General features: G+C 65.1%; 15 protein-coding genes. 9 read left to right on the forward strand and 6 right to left on the reverse strand.

What is annotated here, in order from left to right; genetic code table 11:
• Positions 1 to 160: 160 nt before the first annotated feature.
• Positions 161 to 685: a hypothetical protein gene (locus ACGF3I_RS25455; RefSeq protein ID WP_393135757.1), complete on the reverse strand. Its 525-nt coding sequence runs from the start codon at positions 683 to 685 to the stop codon at positions 161 to 163.
• A 424-nt stretch (positions 686 to 1109) separates the two neighbouring features.
• Positions 1110 to 2147: a hypothetical protein gene (locus tag ACGF3I_RS25460; protein WP_393135759.1), complete on the reverse strand. Its 1038-nt coding sequence runs from the start codon at positions 2145 to 2147 to the stop codon at positions 1110 to 1112.
• A gap of 905 nt (positions 2148 to 3052) precedes the next feature.
• On the opposite strand from ACGF3I_RS25460, the gene ACGF3I_RS25465 reads away from it, so the two are divergent.
• From ACGF3I_RS25465 to ACGF3I_RS25500, 8 genes are all read left to right on the forward strand, one after another.
• The gene (locus ACGF3I_RS25465) at positions 3053 to 3514 is read left to right on the forward strand and encodes a transcriptional regulator (protein WP_393135761.1); all 462 of its coding nucleotides are present in this window, start codon (positions 3053 to 3055) and stop codon (positions 3512 to 3514) included.
• A gap of 63 nt (positions 3515 to 3577) precedes the next feature.
• Positions 3578 to 5167, forward strand: a complete 1590-nt coding sequence (locus ACGF3I_RS25470; RefSeq protein WP_393135763.1) for a Mu transposase C-terminal domain-containing protein — start codon at positions 3578 to 3580, stop codon at positions 5165 to 5167.
• A complete protein-coding gene (locus tag ACGF3I_RS25475; RefSeq protein ID WP_393135765.1) occupies positions 5164 to 6264 on the forward strand; it encodes an AAA family ATPase in 1101 nt (366 codons plus the stop codon). The genes ACGF3I_RS25470 and ACGF3I_RS25475 overlap by 4 nt, the downstream gene beginning before the upstream one ends.
• On the forward strand, positions 6261 to 7034 hold the full coding sequence (locus ACGF3I_RS25480) for an AAA family ATPase (RefSeq protein WP_393135767.1): 774 nt from the start codon (positions 6261 to 6263) through the stop codon (positions 7032 to 7034). The genes ACGF3I_RS25475 and ACGF3I_RS25480 overlap by 4 nt, the downstream gene beginning before the upstream one ends.
• A gap of 20 nt (positions 7035 to 7054) precedes the next feature.
• Complete coding sequence (locus tag ACGF3I_RS25485) at positions 7055 to 8176, forward strand: hypothetical protein (protein WP_393135769.1); 1122 nt, start codon at positions 7055 to 7057, stop codon at positions 8174 to 8176.
• Entirely contained in the window at positions 8173 to 9792 is a 1620-nt protein-coding gene (locus tag ACGF3I_RS25490; RefSeq protein WP_393135771.1) for a multiprotein-bridging factor 1 family protein, read from the forward strand. The genes ACGF3I_RS25485 and ACGF3I_RS25490 overlap by 4 nt, the downstream gene beginning before the upstream one ends.
• Before the next feature lie 476 nt (positions 9793 to 10268).
• Positions 10269 to 11135: a hypothetical protein gene (locus tag ACGF3I_RS25495; protein ID WP_393135772.1), complete on the forward strand. Its 867-nt coding sequence runs from the start codon at positions 10269 to 10271 to the stop codon at positions 11133 to 11135.
• A 770-nt stretch (positions 11136 to 11905) separates the two neighbouring features.
• Positions 11906 to 12364, forward strand: a complete 459-nt coding sequence (locus ACGF3I_RS25500) for a lamin tail domain-containing protein (protein ID WP_393135774.1) — start codon at positions 11906 to 11908, stop codon at positions 12362 to 12364.
• A gap of 103 nt (positions 12365 to 12467) precedes the next feature.
• Here the strand turns inward: ACGF3I_RS25500 and ACGF3I_RS25505 are convergent, their stop codons facing one another.
• Complete coding sequence (locus tag ACGF3I_RS25505) at positions 12468 to 12671, reverse strand: hypothetical protein (RefSeq protein WP_393135776.1); 204 nt, start codon at positions 12669 to 12671, stop codon at positions 12468 to 12470.
• Positions 12668 to 13060, reverse strand: a complete 393-nt coding sequence (locus tag ACGF3I_RS25510; RefSeq protein ID WP_393135778.1) for a hypothetical protein — start codon at positions 13058 to 13060, stop codon at positions 12668 to 12670. The genes ACGF3I_RS25505 and ACGF3I_RS25510 overlap by 4 nt, the downstream gene beginning before the upstream one ends.
• A gap of 1891 nt (positions 13061 to 14951) precedes the next feature.
• Between ACGF3I_RS25510 and ACGF3I_RS25515 the strand changes: the two genes are divergently transcribed.
• Entirely contained in the window at positions 14952 to 15131 is a 180-nt protein-coding gene (locus ACGF3I_RS25515) for a hypothetical protein (RefSeq protein WP_393135780.1), read from the forward strand.
• A 359-nt stretch (positions 15132 to 15490) separates the two neighbouring features.
• On the opposite strand, the gene ACGF3I_RS25520 is transcribed toward ACGF3I_RS25515, so the two are convergent.
• Positions 15491 to 16201, reverse strand: a complete 711-nt coding sequence (locus ACGF3I_RS25520; protein ID WP_393135782.1) for an ABC transporter ATP-binding protein — start codon at positions 16199 to 16201, stop codon at positions 15491 to 15493.
• Between the two features lie 76 nt (positions 16202 to 16277).
• Entirely contained in the window at positions 16278 to 16643 is a 366-nt protein-coding gene (locus tag ACGF3I_RS25525; protein WP_393135784.1) for a hypothetical protein, read from the reverse strand.
• Between the last annotated feature and the right edge of the window lie 598 nt (positions 16644 to 17241).

Below are 17241 nucleotides of genomic sequence, written 5' to 3' on the forward strand. Positions count from 1 at the left end.
GGTGAAGGTGCCATTGGTCAGTGCCCGGGCGTAGGAGTGGGCGCCGGCGAGGAGGCGCTGTTGCTCGCTGCTGCAGGCGGCGGCGGACAGGCCGGGCTGGGCGATAACGGTGTTGATGTGCGGGCGCAGGTGGGGCGCGCGTTCACGGATGCGGTACAGCTCATCGATGCTGCCGATCAGGGGTCTTGCCGGGGTTTCGGGCGGCGTATTTCCCTGCCCTGCGATCCAGGGTTCGCAGCAGTGCGTCTGTGCCGTACTCGCGCCATTTCGCGCCGCGAGCCGCCTGCCCGCACACCTCGTACAGATCGTCAACGCGGGCTCCGGGGAAGGGCTCGCAGGAGTACTTGCAGTGCACGAGGGTGATGGTGATATCGGTGTCGTCCGCGGTAATGCCGACGAGGTCGGAGACTTCGCCGGAGCCGTCGTCGTTGACCAGGATGTCGAAGTGCTGCTCGCCGCTGAGGTGGAGGGACATGTAGTGCTGGACGGAGCGCGCCAGCCGGTCGGGCCCCATGGACTCGATCTTGATGTCGATGCCGTTCCAGCCCAGAGGTTTCAGCAGGGACAGGTCGAAGGGCGGCAGGTCGGTGCGGGGTGCGTGCAGCCGGTCGTCGGGGGTCAGCAGGCGGTCGCCGGCGAAGTACAGGTAGGGCTTGTGCTTGTTGATCCACTCGGCGGCGGGCACCGTCGTGCGCTGGTGGCGGACCAGAGCGTCGTCGGCGACGGGTGAGCAGACCAGCCCCTGGTCGGTGAATTCGGCACTGTAGGCGACGTGCCAGGTGGGGGAGTGGCAGAGGCCATCTCCCAGCGGAACATCGCAAGCGGCCCCGCGCCTGGTCCCACTGCGCGACGCATCGAAACGCGCCCCTCACCATCAAGGGGCGCCGTCGGCTGGTCGAGCGTTGCCGGACGAGCCGAGCGAAACGGGCACGGTTGGGTGCGTAGTTCTGCTCGTCTTCTGCTTCTTCACTGTCTGTGCAGGGCTCGTCGTCGAGGTCGGCGCACTGGCTGCGGAGGAGCCAGCACATCCGCTCGGCCTGACAGACAGGCGTATCGACCCGACAACATGCCGCAGTTGGCCCGCGGCATGCCTTGCCTAGCGGGTCGCCTCAGTCCAGCTGATCGAATAACGACGGCTGGAGGGGGGCGGATGATGCAGAACGGGGCCGGGGGAATGGACGGGCGGAGTCTGGGGGAGGCAACGGGATGCCGTGTCGACCCTCCGTCAGCGTATGGCGACACGCCTCCCTCAAGGCAAGCAGTTCATGTCGTGCACCGAGCAGGCCGAGAAAGTCCTCCACGCTCCAGTTGATGAGCGCGCCCTGGCGCGAGAGGTAGAGCGCGACGGTGGTGATGGAATGCGTGTCGCTGTAGTCGAGCAGCAGGTACCCGGCCAACTGGTAAATCTCTGCGCGGCTGATGCGTTCCGGGCGGATGGTTGCCTTGCAGTCGATGAGTGAGCCATCGAGGATGAAGTCGGCGTCCGCTCCGCCGACCTGCAGGCTGCCGTCGAAGACGGGACCGCAGGCCCGGGCGCTGGCAGGCAGGAGTCGCATGTTCTCGAACGGTCCTGGGTCTGCGGCGAGTTGCATCTGCTGGCGGATGTCACCGACGACGTAGTCCGGCACAGCATCGACCAGGTTGTCCAGGGTTGCATCGGTAGCACAGAGACCGAGCGTGTTCCCGCGCATCCAGCCGCAGTGGCGGAAGATGGCCTCGAAACTGGAGGCGACATGGCACAGCCGGATGAGCCGGTCTTCGTCCGTCGGCGCGAGGCACAAGGGTTGCCCTGCGTCGCCTTCGTACCGGGCCAGCTCTTCCACCATGGCGTCGCCCGCCTTCTGCACGGCGCGGATTACTTCCTGGCTGGGCCAGCCGTCGTCGTCGATGACGGCTCGGACGATGCCTTCCGTGATGGGGGAGCCGGTCGGCGCCCCCAGCGAGATCCGCAGGCGGTGATCGATGGTGTGGCCGAGCATCCGGTACTCGGGCTTCAGTCCAGCTTTTGCCTGCGGCCGCAGCGGGGCGGGGAAATGGGCTAAACGGTCGCGGTAGTCGGTCAGGACAGCCCTGGTGTCAGGAAGCTGCTCGGCCAGAAAGCGCGAGATGGGGGAGCGGGCGTCCTTGAGGTGGGAAGTGAGGCTCATGGGGGCATCTTGGATGACGGCTCTGACAAGTCCTCCGTGCCGAAACCTTCCTGCTCTTCCCGTCGGAGGCGCATCAAGCCATGCCCCCTCTCCATCGTCCACATGCCCTGGTCTCCTGACCAGCGTCGACTGACCACAGGGTCTGTTAAAGCGCCGGCAAGCAGCAGGATTGAGTCAATTACGCGGCGAGGAAGGCGAGTTGTGCGAGGAAGCTAGAGCTGCACTGTCAGACCCGAACGCTAGTGTTCCTCTTGTCTTGCGTCGCCTCTCGCCCCGCGTGTGGCGTGTACAGCCCGGGTCGGGGCGTGCTGCGACAAGTACTCGCGAGTAGGTGAGAGCGAGACCTGCGGACCTTCCGTCTCTTCCATGGCTGAAAGCGACTCCCGCGCCCCGAAAAATGACCTGCCCGCACGTCTATCCGGCATCGACGGCACGGTTGGCGGTGGCTGAACACATGCGTTTCCTCTCGGATCGCACCAGCTGTGCCGATAGCCGATCGAAGCCCTGTGCTACTCGGTTCACCGCCAGGCGAGTGGGCCGACGGAGGCGATTCCGGAGCTGCACATTGCCCCGAAATGTTCCGCACCTTGATGTCGACCAGAACTCATTCGGGTGGACTCCCGCTCTCCTAGGGTGCCGTGCATCGGAGCCCACCCGGCTCCGGGTCACCCAACGTGCCCACCCGGCCATGACGTTGGGGGCCAGCCGCGCGCGGAGCACGGCGACGCGGTGCCTCTCCACACGAGAAGGCGCCCCTTCGAAGCCCGCAGCGCACCACCCCATGATTACGTGAAACCCCGGAGAAGGCTCTAATGGGATTCGGACGGTTAGGGGCCCAGGGCGTGCCCGGGGCCGTAGCCCTCAGTACCACACTTGATGAGATCGCCCAGGTCACCAACCCTTACATGACGCCGCCGGAACGGCTCAGGCGCAACCTGCTCTACCTCACCCGCTCCCGCACCGGCTACACCTTCATGCAGGACTGCGGCATCCGCCTGGACCGACGGATGATCACTGCGTGGCTCGCCGAGGAACGCTGCCCAAGGCCCGAGCGGCAGCGGCGCCTGGAGGACGCCTTCCGCCTGCTGCGCCGCCGCAACATGGCGCTCAGCATGACGCGCCGCCTCAACGCCGGGGGAGGCACCTGCGTGGAGATCTACCCCGTCGACCAGAGCGACGTCAGCGACGAACACCGGCGCACCGCCCGGTGGCGGCACAAGAACATCTACCGCTGGGACCCCATCGTCACGGCCTGGTCGCGCAGCGACCTGCGCGAGCTGACCCACCGGTGGCACGACGTCATCACCGACCTCGACTCCGACTGGCGCATGTACGAGCACGTCACCCACCTCGGCTTCTGGGCCTAAAACCCCTCCTTGCCGCAGTACCAGCGAACCCTCCCGATCGACCCGCACCGAAGGAACGCCTCCATGGAGCTCCCGGACTCCGAGGACCTCACCCACGAAGACCTGGCCCGCCGGCAGCAAGTACGCGCCGAACTCATGGGCCCGGCCGTACGCGCCTTACTGGAGCTGTCCCAGCGCGGAGAACTGACCACCGCCCACGTCGAACTGTCCGCCCACACCCTCCGCGTCCACGTCAGAACCGTGTGGCGCAACCTGGCCCGCGCCCGACTCGGTGAACCCCTGCGCCGCAGCCGGGACCGTTTCGAAATCACCGACAACATCCGCACGCTGCTCGCCTACCACCGCGGCAACGTCAAAGCTGTCCACAGAGAACTCGCGGAGGAAGCCCAAAAATCCGGCGCCACCCCGGTAAGCCTGTCCACACTGCACCGCGCCGTCAAACGCGATCTGACACCCGGCGACCGGGCCGGCATGAAAAACGGCATCCCCGCCTCCCGTGGCCACGACCCACATCTGCGCCGCCCGCCCACCGCCCGCAACGAGGAATGGGAAGGCGACCACAAGCAAGCCCCCGTGCGGGTATGGGCCGACGGCCGGCTGGTGAAACCCTGGGTGACCTGGTTCTGCGACTGCCACACCGGCATGATCATGGGCTGGGCCGTCACCCCACACTTCCCGCACCGCGGATCCATCCTGGCCGCCCTCAGATCCTGCATCCTGCACGGCGACACCTACGGCCCAGCAGGAGGCCTGCCCGCCCGGATCCGCATCGACCGCGGCAAGGACTTCCTCTCCCGCGCCGTTCAGGACGCCCTTGGCGCCTTCGCCGTCCACGTCGATGTCCTGCCCCCGTACACCCCCCACCTCAAGGGCAGCATCGAAAACCTCAACCGGGCCGCCACCAGCATGTTCTTCTCCACCCTGCCCCGCTACACCCACGCCCAGAAACTCGACTCCCGCCGCCGCTCGGGAGAGGAGGACCCGGCCCTGACCTTTGAAGGCTTCGTCGAACTGTTCGCGCAGTGGGTCCGGGACCGCAACGCCGAACACACGATGTCCGGCTACGGCGACCTCACCCCACTGCAATGGTGGAACAGCGATCCAAGCCCGCTACGCGAGGTCAGCGCCGAAGACCTGCACGCCTTCCTCCTGGAGGGCGACCGCACCACGCGCATCATCACCGGCCACGGCATCCGCTTCAAAAGCCGCGACTACATGGCCGGCTGGATGACCGGCCGCTCAGGCACCCGCGTCCACATCCGCTTCCAGCCCCACCACCTCGACCACATCGAAATCTTCGACGCCGGCAACCGACGTCATCTGGGCACCGCCCGCCTCGCCGACCAGGCCACCGAAGAGCAGATCGAACAGGTCTACCAGGCCCGCACCGAACGCGCCCGCCGCCTCCGCCGCGACATGCGTCGAGCCGAAACCCGACGCCGCCGGCGTTTCAAGGCACACACCACCGCCGGACCGGCCAAAGCCGACACCGCGATGACCCGCAAAGAGGCCTCCGAAGAACTCCGCACCCTGCGTTCCAGCCGTCCTGCCGACGATCTGCCCCCCGACTACATGCCCCGCCGGATCATCCCCCCACACCGCTGGGCCGTCCCCGACACCCACCCGCCCACCCCACCCGAGGAACACCCGTGACCGCCCCGGGCCCGCCCTCCGGGCAGGCCACCCGCATCATCCGCGGCCACACAGTGCACTGGAAAGGCCGCCCCTACACGGCTGACTGGATGGCCGCCCACGCCCAGAACGCCGTCCACGTCCGCCCCCACGGCCCGGACACCGTCGGCATCTACGACACCACCACCGGCCGCCAACTGGGCACCGCCCTCGCCCAGCCCTCCCCATCAGTCCCCAACCCCCTCGACTCCGCCCCGACGACCGCGAAGGACACCGACATGACCGACCCCGAAACCCAGCCGACGACACTCCGCCCCGAGCAGGACGACACCGTCGGTGAACCCGACTTCTACCTCAACCTCACCGACGCCCGCATCGTCGCCACCGAAGCCCTCCTCGAAGCCAGCGAAAACATCGCCGACACCATCGCAGCCCGCGCCATGTCCTGCATCTACGGAGACGCCGGCCTCGGCAAAACCTTCTCCGTCCTGGCCGCACTGAAGGAAATCTCCGCCGAACGCGTCCTGCTCCTCCAGTTCCGCTCCCGCCCCACCCCCCGCGACATCCGCCAGGAACTCTTCACCGAACTCAACCTCGAAGGCGAACCACCCTCCCACCCCAGCGAGTTCGACCGACTCCTCAAGCGGACCCTGGCCCGCAAGCCCTACGTCATGGTCTGCGACGAAGCCCAGCAATTCAGCCGGGAATGCTTCGAGTTCGTCCGCCACCTGTGGGACACCGGCAAAGGCAACACCCGCCCCGCCGTCCTCTTCGTCGGCGGCGAAGAAGCCTACAAAACCCTCTACAGCGAACCCGCCCTCGCCTCCCGCATCTACATCTGGCAAGAGTTCGCCCCCATGGAGCCCCACGAGGTACAGAAGAACATCCCCCTCTTCCACCCCGTGTGGGCCAACGCCTCACCCGAACTCATCGACTACGTCTACGAAGAAGGAGCCGGCGGCACCTTCCGCGTCTGGTCCAAAATCACCTACCACGTCATCGAAGGCATGAAGCGCCGCGGACTGGAAGAAGTCGACGAGACCATCGCCCGCTGGGCGCTCCGCCGCGCCCTGCCCCACCGCCGCAGGTCCCGCCGTGCGCACCAGGACGCCGGATGATCCAGCCACCAGACGCCCCACCCCCACCCCCGCCCCATCACCTCAGTCTTCCCGGCGCCCGCACCGTCATCACCATCGCGGTGCGGGCCGCCGCCCGCGCCCTCGACCAGACTTTGAACACGCGAAGCATGATGTGCCTGACCGCCGACCCCGGCGTCGGCAAAACCTACACTCTGCACCTCTTACGCCAGCAGCACGCCGACCTGCCCACGCCGACCCTGCTGCCACGGCCCCAGGCCCGCCCCGACGACCTGCGCCACAGCCTCTACCGCAGGCTCGGCCTGCCCGGCGACCCACCCAAGGACCCCGGCATCTGCGACGACTACCTCCGACACGCCCTGGCCCGAACCCACCACCTCCTCGCCATCGACGAAGCCCACCAACTCTCACCCGCTTGCATCGAATACGTGCGCTACCTCCACGACGATCCCCGCCCCCAAATCACCATCCTGCTCCTCGCCAGCCACCCCCGCCTCAAAGCCCTGCGCTCCCAGCCCACCCTGATCAACAGGGTCGCCACCTGGCACCACATGGAGCCCCTGGACGCGAGTGAAGTCCCCACCGCAATGCGCGCCTTCCACCCTCTGTGGCACGACACCCCCCACCACACCCTCACCCGCCTGGACAGCCTGTGGGCGCACGGCAACCTCCGACGCTGGGCCGCCCTGACCCACCAGCTCCACGCCACCCGGCACCGCCACCCCAACCACCCGGCCGACCCGGAAACGCTCCTGCGCCACCTCCGGCCCCGACTGCCCCGCACCGCATGACCCCGCCACCCCCGGCCACCATGCCGGAAACCCTCACCCAGTGGCAGCCCACCTGGTCACCCGACACTACCGACCCCGACCTGCCCCCGATCACCCTGATCACCGACCCCCACGACCACCCCGACTACACCACCACCGCACTCGCAGCCCACCATCCCGCCGCCGGCCGAATCGCCGTCCACCCCACCCCACTTGCCACCGCACCCGCCTACCTCGCCCACGACCTCATCCGCGCCCTGGGCAAACACCTCCCACCCCCCGACACCGACCCACCCTGGTGGACCGGCAACGCCGACGAATCCTGGCGCGTGGCCGTGGCATGGACCCAAGCCCTCAGCATCAGCCACTACGTCATCTGCCGAGCCCACCGCATCACCAGCCGACACCTCGAACACCTCATGGCCCTGCGCGAACAGACCCGCATCCAGCTCACCCTCATCGTCAGCGGCCCGACCCCAGCCGCTCTGACCACCACCCTCAACGCCGTATCCCACCGCCACATCGACACCCCGGAAAAAGCCCGCCTCCACCTCCGAACAGCCCAACAGCAGACGCCCACACCCGCAGACCACTTCCCCTGGTGGCACCCCGCTCCTCCCGTCGCTCCCGAGAACGAGCCCTGGTACGAGCTGCCGCCACGACCCCCACGCCCTGCAGTCCCCTCCCACCACACCCAAAACAACCCCGCCCCGCCCCCGGCCGGCCGCCCACCCACCGCCATCGCCTTGCCAGCCTTCACACACCCCGACTACCCGGCCCCCGGCCACCAGGCCGTCGCCCAGCGCATCCACACCCGTATCGCCCACCCCCTGCACGCGGCAGCCGTCGCCGCCCGCGTCCTGACCGGCTGCGACCTCGACCAGCTGGCCCAGATCACCCTCCCCACACCCCAACGACCCAGCGCCGACCTACCAGTGGACCTCCCTGCCTGGATGCTCCCTCTCCAGCAAGCCGCCCGCATCCACACCGAACTGCAGGGCCACACGAGAACCGGCCTGCCCCCTCACCTGGCAGGAACCGATAAGCCCTTCAGAATCACCCTCCGGGAACAAGACGACATCGCGAACGCCACCGACTTCTGCCGTCTCACCCCAGCCCCCACCCGCACACGCCCCAACAAGCCCAGAAAGAGGACACGATGAACCTCCATCCGGCTATCGACGCGCTGCTCGCCGCGCACACCCCTCTGCCCGCCCCCTGCGAACGCGCACGCGCACGCAACACACTCGGAATCAGCCTTGAACAACTCGCCCACGCGATCGGGACCAGCACCAGCGCACTGCAGGCATGGGAAGAAGGATTAGCCGAACCGGACGGCCATCCGCGCGACGCCTACGCCCACTTCCTCCTCCGCGCGTACACGGTGGTCGACTACCGAACCCGGACCGCCACCCCCACGCCGGCACCCGACGCCACCCTCAAGGCCGCTCTGTGCGTGCTGTGCGGCAAACCCGCCACGGATCAAGTAGCCGGCTACCCACAACACCTCACAGCCACGGAGTGCGCACAGACCAACGGCCCAGTCCAGCCTGCCCCAACCCCCGCCACCCGCCGCCAGGAACCCGCACACAGCATCCCCAGCGCCCGCCGCCCCAACCCCCCGCCCCCTGCCCGCACCGGCCAGGACCCGATCCGCGACGCCGTAACCGCAGCCATGACCACACATGACGGCGACCCACAGAAAGCCACAGCAGCCCTCACCGCCAACGCCATCCCCGACGCCATGCGTCTCCTCAACACCCTGCGTGTCGGCGGCCGCTACGACATCGTCCACCACCCAGCCCTGCCGGACATGCTCCGCAAACCATCCCCCCACACGCCCGACCTCATCTGGGAAGCCCGGCTCAACTGGCAACGTCCCACTGCACCACGGCAGACCGGCCCAGTGGCGATTCTGGACATGAACGGCGCCTACCTGTCAGCCCTCAAGACCCACTTGCCCCTCGGACAACTGCAGCCCACCAGGCCCCAACCCCACGACGCACGCCGTGCCGGCGTCCACCTCATCACGCCCCCGGTGTGGGAACACGACTCACACCTTCCCAACCCCCTGGGCCCCCGAGCGGAATCCGGCCCCCTCTGGATCACAGAACCCACCCTGCGACTCCTGCTCCGCCTATCAGGGCCTCGGCACGCACTGTGTGAACCGCCCGTCATCCACGAGTCCTACACCTCAGGATCCACCGAGAACCTGCTCGAGAAATTCCGAACCACCCTGCGCGATGCCAGAGCGCGAGCCCTCGACGAAGACGACGCGGTAACCCTCGACTACGTGAAAGCGCTCTACTCCAAGTTCGTTGCAACCCTGGGGGAGTCGACCTACAACAGAGATCTGCGCCGTCCCGACTGGATGCACATCATCCGTGCACAAGCCTTCGCCAATCTGTGGTCCAAGGCCTACAAGGCACACACCGCGGGACTGACCCTGCTGCGCGTGTGCGGCACCGACGAACTACACCTGCAGGGAGACTGGCGGCAAGTCCTTCCGGAAGGCCGAGACCTGAACCAGGTCAAACTCAAGGACACACACCACGTTGCTGCTCTCTATCCGCAGGCCCAACCACAGTCACAGGTCCCATGCACCCATCCATCCGCCGACAAACGGCGCTACGAATACGCAGGAGGGCGCTACATCGGCTGCCACACCTGCGGTGGCGATCTATGCACCTCGTGCTGGGCCACCCATCTAACTCCGTCCGATACACCTTTCGAGTACAACGACGACAACCTGTGTCCTGCCTGCCGGCAGACAGCGTGAGTACTCCCGCCGCCCCCGCTAACAGATCTTGACCTGCTCCGGATGCCTCGGGCAGCCCACGTGCTCATTACGGCGTCGATGAGCTCCGGGGCGTGGGCAACTGAGGTGATCGCGCGGCGGGCTGCTGGTCCGGAGGTGCCGACTACCTCGCTCAGGTCGGGTTTGACAGTGGCCAGGGGCTCGACGGCCGCCCTGGCGGTTTCGATGTCCGAGGTCGTGAGTGCCGTCGCGGCTGCGCGATTTCGCGACCATGCGCGCGGTCGGGCTCGGGACTCCGCGGCTGTTGAGGAACACGAGTCGCAAGGCGGCGACTCGATCCTTTTGAGGGCTTCACGCTCACGCAGGGGCGCCCTGCGCTCCTGGCTCGGCCCCGGCAGGGCCCGCATGGCCATCTTGAAGGAGGCAAGGGCGCTGGAAAGGCTCAGAAGAAGCTCAAATGCGCCCATTGGCCCCAGACTGCGACCCATGCTGCCGATATGCCTAACGACCTCACTCAAGCCAAGAGCACCCCATCAACCGAGCTCGAAGGCAAAGATGCGCTGCAGATGCTCGGCGCCGTTGCGGCACTGCTGTGCGGTTTGCTGTACCTCATTCAATACCTGGCGGTTGAGGACTTCTATCGCCAATTCGGCAGATTCTCTCCCGAGTTCGCGGGGATGGACCAGACGGTATTGCTGACTCGAATCGGCGTTGTGGCGTTCGTTCTAAGCTGGATGGTCGTCGTAGGTGCAGGAGTGGTCGCAGCAGTAGCTCGAGCGGTTCGCTGGGGTGTGTCGGGGTCGGTCACAGGTAACGAGCGGTTATGGGTACAGGCGCGGCGCCTATTGCCTGCGGGGATCGCCGGTGTGTGGCTGGGGCTCTGCACAATCGACTTGGACCGTGGCATCAGCACGGAAGTCTCTCTATGGGCAGTGATGCTCGTCGGCGCGGTCTCCGCAGCCGGGGCGCTGAGCGGTGCCTCGCTGGCGCCTGCGCGCTACCGACGCTGGGCCCGTGTCCTGGTCATGACGCTTCTGATCGCGATGCCCGCAGGCGCCTGGGCGGACCAGGCAATGGCGGAGCGAGGGCACCGGCTTGCCCAGACCGGCCAGTTCGGATACGTCGAGCGTGTCCTTGGCGTGCGGATCCAGTACGTGCACGCAGACTTCACTCATGCGGACGGGCAGCCGGATTACAAGAACGGCCCCTATATCCACTTGGGGGAAGCCGGCGGCATGGTGGCTCTGTACGACTGCGCCCACCGTCAAGTCCACCGGGTGGCGGTCCCACAGGTCCGTCTTACGACGGACCTGGACGGGCGAATCAGGCAGGCCGTGGTGGATGCCTGCCAGCGGGCGAGCTGAGACAGCATGGCGCTCACACGGATGCCAGGCCTGGGAACTCCAGGTGCCCCATCACTGACCCGGCGACCCATCGACAACCTCTTCTGACCTGCTCACACGCGAGAGGGGTCTTGGGTGGTCAGGCCGCCGCGATAGCGCCCGAGCTTGCGCTGAGCCGGTCCCGACTCGACGCCGCCCCGGGCTCCTTCGGCAGAGCACCCGCTTTTCCGGGTTCCCGGCGGCGCGCTGGCGGGCCCGGAGCGTGGGTTCGCTGGAGCGCCCAGTTGATCGGGCCCTTCGCATCGCTCGCCAGTGCCGGATCAGGCGGTGCGTCCTACCGCGTCGACGCGGTCACCGTGCTGTCGGATGCGTCCCTCGTCGCCAGGATCTGCGCGCCTGGCGACAGACACTTCAGGCATGGTCCCTCATGCGGTGTCGTCGGACCAGCCACACAGCACAAGGGGCGCGCTGTACCCAGACGGGAGGTTTACCCGGACAACACCTTTGCCCTCTCTCGCCGTTCCCACCCCGACGAGCTGGCCGCTGCTGCAGCAGCGCCGTTGAGGAGGCTCCTTCGCAGCGGCGCTCGGCGGTATTTGCACGCGGGGGCGTGGGCGCTGTGATCGCTTGGGTTGTGTGAAGGTCCGCGTTCTGTCACGCGCCGGGTGTTCGCGCGTGGACTCGATCAGCGGAGGCCATGGTGTGGGTGTCCGGCCGAACCAGCGTCGGACGTCCGCACCGACCGGCGCCCCGCACCCTTGTGTTGTGGGCGCTGTGAACTGGGGGTTTCCATGTCTCCTTGCACCATCACCCGCATCGCCGCCCTCGGCCTGGCCGCCGCCGGCCTCGCCACCGCCGCAGCTGTCGTCCCCGCCACTGCTGCGGCCAAGCCCCCCGTCTACCGCTCCCCGATCGCCTTCGGCGCGATCCAGTACGACAGCCCCGGGCGTGACGACCGCTCCCAGCGCAGTCTCAACGCCGAGTGGGTCACCGTCACCAATAGCAGCCGCAGCGCGGTCAACCTCAAGGGCTGGACCCTTACCGACCGCTCCCACCACACCTACACCTTCCACAACCTGCGCCTGGCCGCACACCAGGCCGTCCGGGTGCACACTGGCATCGGCCGCGACACCGGCCGCGACGTCTACCAGGACCGCCGCGACTACGTCTGGAACAACAACGGCGACACCGCGACCCTGCGGGACAACCACGGCCACATCGCAGCAGCCCGGTCCTGGGGACGGCGCTGACCTCGGGCAGTGCCGTCACGACGCTTCCCTGCGGTGGAACAGGCCGGCGCCCCGCGGGGTGCCGGCCTTGGTCGTCCGGGCGCGGCCCGGCCTGGGCGGTGGTTCAGCGCCGGGGGCGGCCGGCGAGCCACCAGGCGAGTAGGCCGCCGGGTACCGCGGTGGCGGCGAAGGTCGCCAGCGCGGGCCCCAGGGCGTGGCTGTCGGAGCGCAGTTGGGCGTGAATGAGCATGGCGAGGAAGAAGACCATGATGGCGCTGATCATGCCGATGACCGCGGGGCGCCGCCGGTGGGTGCCGGGCTGGTTCACTTGATGCACTTTCCTCCGGCGGCCTTGCCGGTGTAGGTGAAGCGGATCTCGACCTTCTTGCACTTGCTGAGGTTGTCGCTGCCGAGGCTGGCTATGTAGGAGTAGACGCCGGCCGCGACCGCGCCGCCGATGCCTCCGGTGATCACGCCGATGATGCCTGCCGCGGTGGCCGCGCTGCCGAAGAGGATGGCGCGGGCCTGGCTCTGGCCGAGCGTGACGTAGACGTACCAGCCGAAGCTCACCCCGCGTTTCTGGATGCGCCCGTCGCTGGCCGGCAGCAGTTCACCCCACACGACGCGGACCGCGTTGGAGTCCTTGAACGCCTCGACGGCCTCGTCGTAGGTGTAACCCCACTCGGCCAGGTTGACGGCGACGCCTTCGCTCTTCATTAGCTGTCCCACGGACGCCGATCACAGCAAGTCTGGCTCGACCGCCAGCGGACGGTGATACTGCACCACAACGAAAGAGACCAAGGCAATGATGGCAAAACGCAGTGATGACAGGACTGCAGCTTGCTCATTTTGACGGTATTGCGCTGATTGGTAGTCGCCCGCTCGGCTGCCGCGTCGCAGTCGGTGGCCGCCCCTGGCCTGCCGACGCGTTTCAGTCCCCGAAAGGGCGCCATCTGGTGGCTTGGAGTGCGCTCGAACGCGCTCCAAGCCACCAGATGGCTAGAGCCATGACGGTCAGCGTTGCAGCTGCACTACCGAGCAGCCCGTATGAGAGACGCACCCCGTAGTCGGGGTTCTCTTCTGGTGCAGCCAACCAGATCGCGGCAACAACACCCATTCCTGTAGCGATCAAGATGGGTGCCAGCACAGCCCATGCTGCTCCTGAGTAGTAGATACGTCGTGTCCCTGCCAATGCGCTCACGGGGGCAAGGCGTCGACCGAAGCGCAAAAATTCAGAAAGGCTTGACATAGCAACGGCGAGACCGAGGATCAACACGCCTGGAACTCCGAAGAAGATCACCCATTTCCCGTGCGATGCCGCGAGGCTGGATCCGCCTAGCCAACTAGCCCCCGGAGGGTCAACTGTTGCGGAGCCGACGGGCAGCCGCCTGATGAGTCGTCTGATAGGTGGCTGGTCCAGGTCGGTTCCATCTGCCGACAGTAAAATCAGCGTTTCCCGTCGAGTGGACGTCGTTTCGAGCAAGGGGTTCCCCTTGCGCACCACGAGTCGGTCTGACCCCGGTGCGAGCCAGCGCACTGCCTCAACGAGCCGTGCGTCGGCCTGTGATGAGCCAGTGGTCAAACCCTGAGCGCAATCTACTTGGAGTCTCAGCAGGGTTGCACAAGTTCCCACGAAGACAGCAGGAGAGTCTGGATCTTCGGCTGAATATCCTAGTCCGAGAGTGGCAGTCCCTGTCGGGAGGGCATTGACAAGCTCTTTGATGGCCTCTCGGGACAGTTCATTTGTATGGATATTCAAGAAGAGAATGCTACTGCCAAATCGTTTCTGAGCAGCCTTAGCCAGGTGAGAGCTTTCGCTGAACTGTGCTGTTGCAAGCTGTATCTGGGATATTACGACCAAGGCGATTCCCATTCCGGCTACGAGACGGGCCACAGAGCCGGGATGGGTAGTTAGATATCGTCCGGCAACCAGCGCCCCCGCAGCGCCTGTCCTTCGTGTGGATCGCGCCAGATGTGATCCTGTGCTAGCAGTGAAGACGGCCACAGCGCAGGGCAAAGTGGCGAGAACCGCCACTACTCCGGCGTGGTATAGCTGCACACGGAGCCAGGAATGCTGCGCTGGGTCAAGTTGAGCTGGTCCCCAAGCTGCCGCAAATAGTAGTAACGGGCAGGATGCGGCTGCCCAGCGAACCAATAGGCTGCGCCTAGAGGCGAGGCGCGTCGAGGAAGCAGTGGCACGCGCAGGAAGTTTATGTAGCATGCAGATCAGCGCAAACATAATTGTGATCGAACCGAAGCCGGCCAGTGCCAGCAGCCACGACCAATATTGTAGGTCGGCAGCCGACAACCAATAGTTTATCCATGGAAGTCGGAAGTCTTCCGTGTAGGCAATAATCGCAAAAGGAGCGATTCCTAGCATTCCACCCAAGAGTACTGGTCGAGCTGCTTCTCCGAGATTAATCCAGAGCCTGTCCCGCCATCGTCCACCCAATGCGCTGACCAGCATTGTGCGGCGATCACGACCCGTGGACCCCATGCGTGCTGCAATCACGGACAGGACACCTGCTGGTAATAGTAATATGTACAGAGCGTTCAATAGCCTGTCGCGGCCCTTGATGAAAAGGGGGTCTCCTGACACAATCCCTTTATGGCCACCGAATCCGACGATGGGTTGCATCGTCCGGGAGTTCAGTTGGTTATCTTTCGGGTTGATGTAAGCAAAGCGTTCTCCAGGGCTGGCCAGACCTTCGGCGTGAATAGTCTCGACAACCCTACCGAAGCGTTGAGGGTCTCCTTCGTCGTGCAGTGCCCGTATCAGACCCGGTGACAATGCGGCTTCTCCTGGTGCCGGCCAGTAGTCTACGCCGGGTGGTAAAGGGGCCTCACTCTTGAGCGGCCGCAGAAAGACAATGCTGTGCTGTATACCGTAGGCTCTGTCGAATCTCGCGCTGGCCAGGGCCACTGGACTGCGGTCTGGGTATGCCTCTAGCGTTTGCAAGGAGCGGTCGGATGATCTGCGATCTATACCGTCGTATGCAGAGAAGACGCCAACTACTGAAGCCAGTCCCAGAGAAAAAATAGTGGTGGCGAGTAGCAAAGCCAGCGCTCGCAGATGTCCCATTTCTGAACTCCGTCCAGCAGCCGCTCCTACCCGAAGTAGGTTCGCTCGGAGCGACAGGCGGCGCGTCATACCTGACGACCAATCTGAGTGCGGATGAGTGTCGACTCAGAGATTTGGAAAACCGTGTCCGCCCGCGCAGCTACCTCACTGTCGTGAGTGACAATCACCAAAGCGCAGCCCCAGCGACGGGGGATCGAGAAAAGCAAGTCTGCCACGCTGTCGCGCGAGTGGCGATCTAGGGAGCCGGTGGGCTCGTCAGCGAGAACTACCGATGGTTCGTTGACCAGTGCGCGAGCTACTGCGGTGCGCTGCCGCTCCCCTCCTGATAGGTGTTGCGTGGAAACACCAGACCGGGGAACTTCGAGTTCGGCGAGCAGATTCTCAGATTTCTTGTACGCCATCTCCGCATCATCCCCCCTGAGAAGTGCAGCTAACGCCACGTTTTCTGTCGGAGTCAGCTCAGGAAGTAGCTCGCCGAATTGAAAGACCATGCCCATGTGGTGATTTCGATGGCGCTCCAAAGGTCGTCTTTTCATTCTTGCGATATCTTTTCCTGCTACGTATATAGCTCCGGAATCAGGCTTGATCAGTCCGAGTATGCAACTAAGGAGGGTACTTTTCCCGCTTCCGCTCGGGCCGATTATCGCTATAGAGCTTCCGGTGGTGACTGTGAAATTCACGCTTTCAAGCAGCTGCCTTGCGCCTGCATTGTATTTAAGGTCGCAAACTTCCACGGCGGGGCGGTTTGATGAAACTCTACTAATGGGTTGATTCACCTGGCACTCCTGGAGTTGGTGCTTTGCAGAGAAAAGCGGGGGGCCGATTGGGCCCCCCGCCTCGGGTCGCTATCGACTAGTCATATTCCCAATCGCCGCAGTCGTCGTCATTGTCGGGGACCCAATTGCAGACCCGAGCTTCACCGACCGTGCTGCCGCTGTCGCTCCAGACTGTGGTGCCGGCACCGCTCTTGTTCCACAGGTGATAAAGGTCGTTACCGCCAGCTGCCCGGTAATAGTCGGCGTGTGACTTTCCGCTTCTTACCTGCTTCAGACTGACATAGGCGTAGCTCGGCGTAACCATGGCGACCGCCTTACTTCCGGGGGAGTAGGCGTAGTAACCCAGCCCTGATGCTGGCTTTGCTACTGCGGGTGCGGCTGTCATAACTGCCGCACCGAAGATCATTATCGCCGATATCCTGCGTGCGATTTCTCTTTTCAATTTATCTCCTTCGAGTTCCCTGTCTCTGGCCCTGCGAGAAGAAATAGAAGACGGACTATTCCGTTTCCCCTGCGCCCTCGCTTGCCTGTGACGATGCTGATCCGTCACAGCCGTCTATTTCTCACGAGATTCGTGAATGGCCGACGGGTGATCGTCATGCTCTCACCTACACGAAGATCGGAGCGCGAGCCTGACAATCGGCTTGTTCTAGGGTTTGAGGCGTCGGTTTCAGGACGTCCAGGCCAGGTTAATGTGTTTCATGTCATCGACGTGAAGCGCAAGACAACCTGGACGCTCTGGCTCGATCCGTGGGGTCGAACGATTGGCACGTGGAGTGCTCAACCAATTATGAAAGCGGAGCGCTTCAGCCTCCGCTGATGCCCGCCTGGCCATAGGATTTTCACGCGGAGCGGAACGATCCTGGGAAGAGTCAGACTGGTCTGATTTATATCGATTGAGAAGATCGATCCAGTCCGGTGATGTGCCCCGACTGGCTGAAACCCTGCTCTTTCTCGCTGCCCTCGCTGATGCCGCCTAGCCGGCGAGAGGTCCATAAGCGGAATACCGGACTCGGCAGAGCGAGGCATGGCGAAATTTC

This window comes from Streptomyces sp. NPDC048111, assembly GCF_043202815.1.
GTDB lineage: Bacteria > Actinomycetota > Actinomycetes > Streptomycetales > Streptomycetaceae > Streptomyces.

Coding starts and splice junctions, on each gene's coding strand:
- ACGF3I_RS25460 (WP_393135759.1), bottom strand. CDS start 2,147: ATGAGCCTCACTTCCCACCTCAAGGACGCCCGCTCCCCCATCTCGCGC.
- ACGF3I_RS25465 (WP_393135761.1), top strand. CDS start 3,053: ATGACGCCGCCGGAACGGCTCAGGCGCAACCTGCTCTACCTCACCCGC.
- ACGF3I_RS25470 (WP_393135763.1), top strand. CDS start 3,578: ATGGAGCTCCCGGACTCCGAGGACCTCACCCACGAAGACCTGGCCCGC.
- ACGF3I_RS25480 (WP_393135767.1), top strand. CDS start 6,261: ATGATCCAGCCACCAGACGCCCCACCCCCACCCCCGCCCCATCACCTC.
- ACGF3I_RS25485 (WP_393135769.1), top strand. CDS start 7,055: ATGCCGGAAACCCTCACCCAGTGGCAGCCCACCTGGTCACCCGACACT.
- ACGF3I_RS25490 (WP_393135771.1), top strand. CDS start 8,173: ATGAACCTCCATCCGGCTATCGACGCGCTGCTCGCCGCGCACACCCCT.
- ACGF3I_RS25495 (WP_393135772.1), top strand. CDS start 10,269: ATGCCTAACGACCTCACTCAAGCCAAGAGCACCCCATCAACCGAGCTC.
- ACGF3I_RS25500 (WP_393135774.1), top strand. CDS start 11,906: ATGTCTCCTTGCACCATCACCCGCATCGCCGCCCTCGGCCTGGCCGCC.
- ACGF3I_RS25510 (WP_393135778.1), bottom strand. CDS start 13,060: ATGAAGAGCGAAGGCGTCGCCGTCAACCTGGCCGAGTGGGGTTACACC.
- ACGF3I_RS25515 (WP_393135780.1), top strand. CDS start 14,952: ATGGCCACCGAATCCGACGATGGGTTGCATCGTCCGGGAGTTCAGTTG.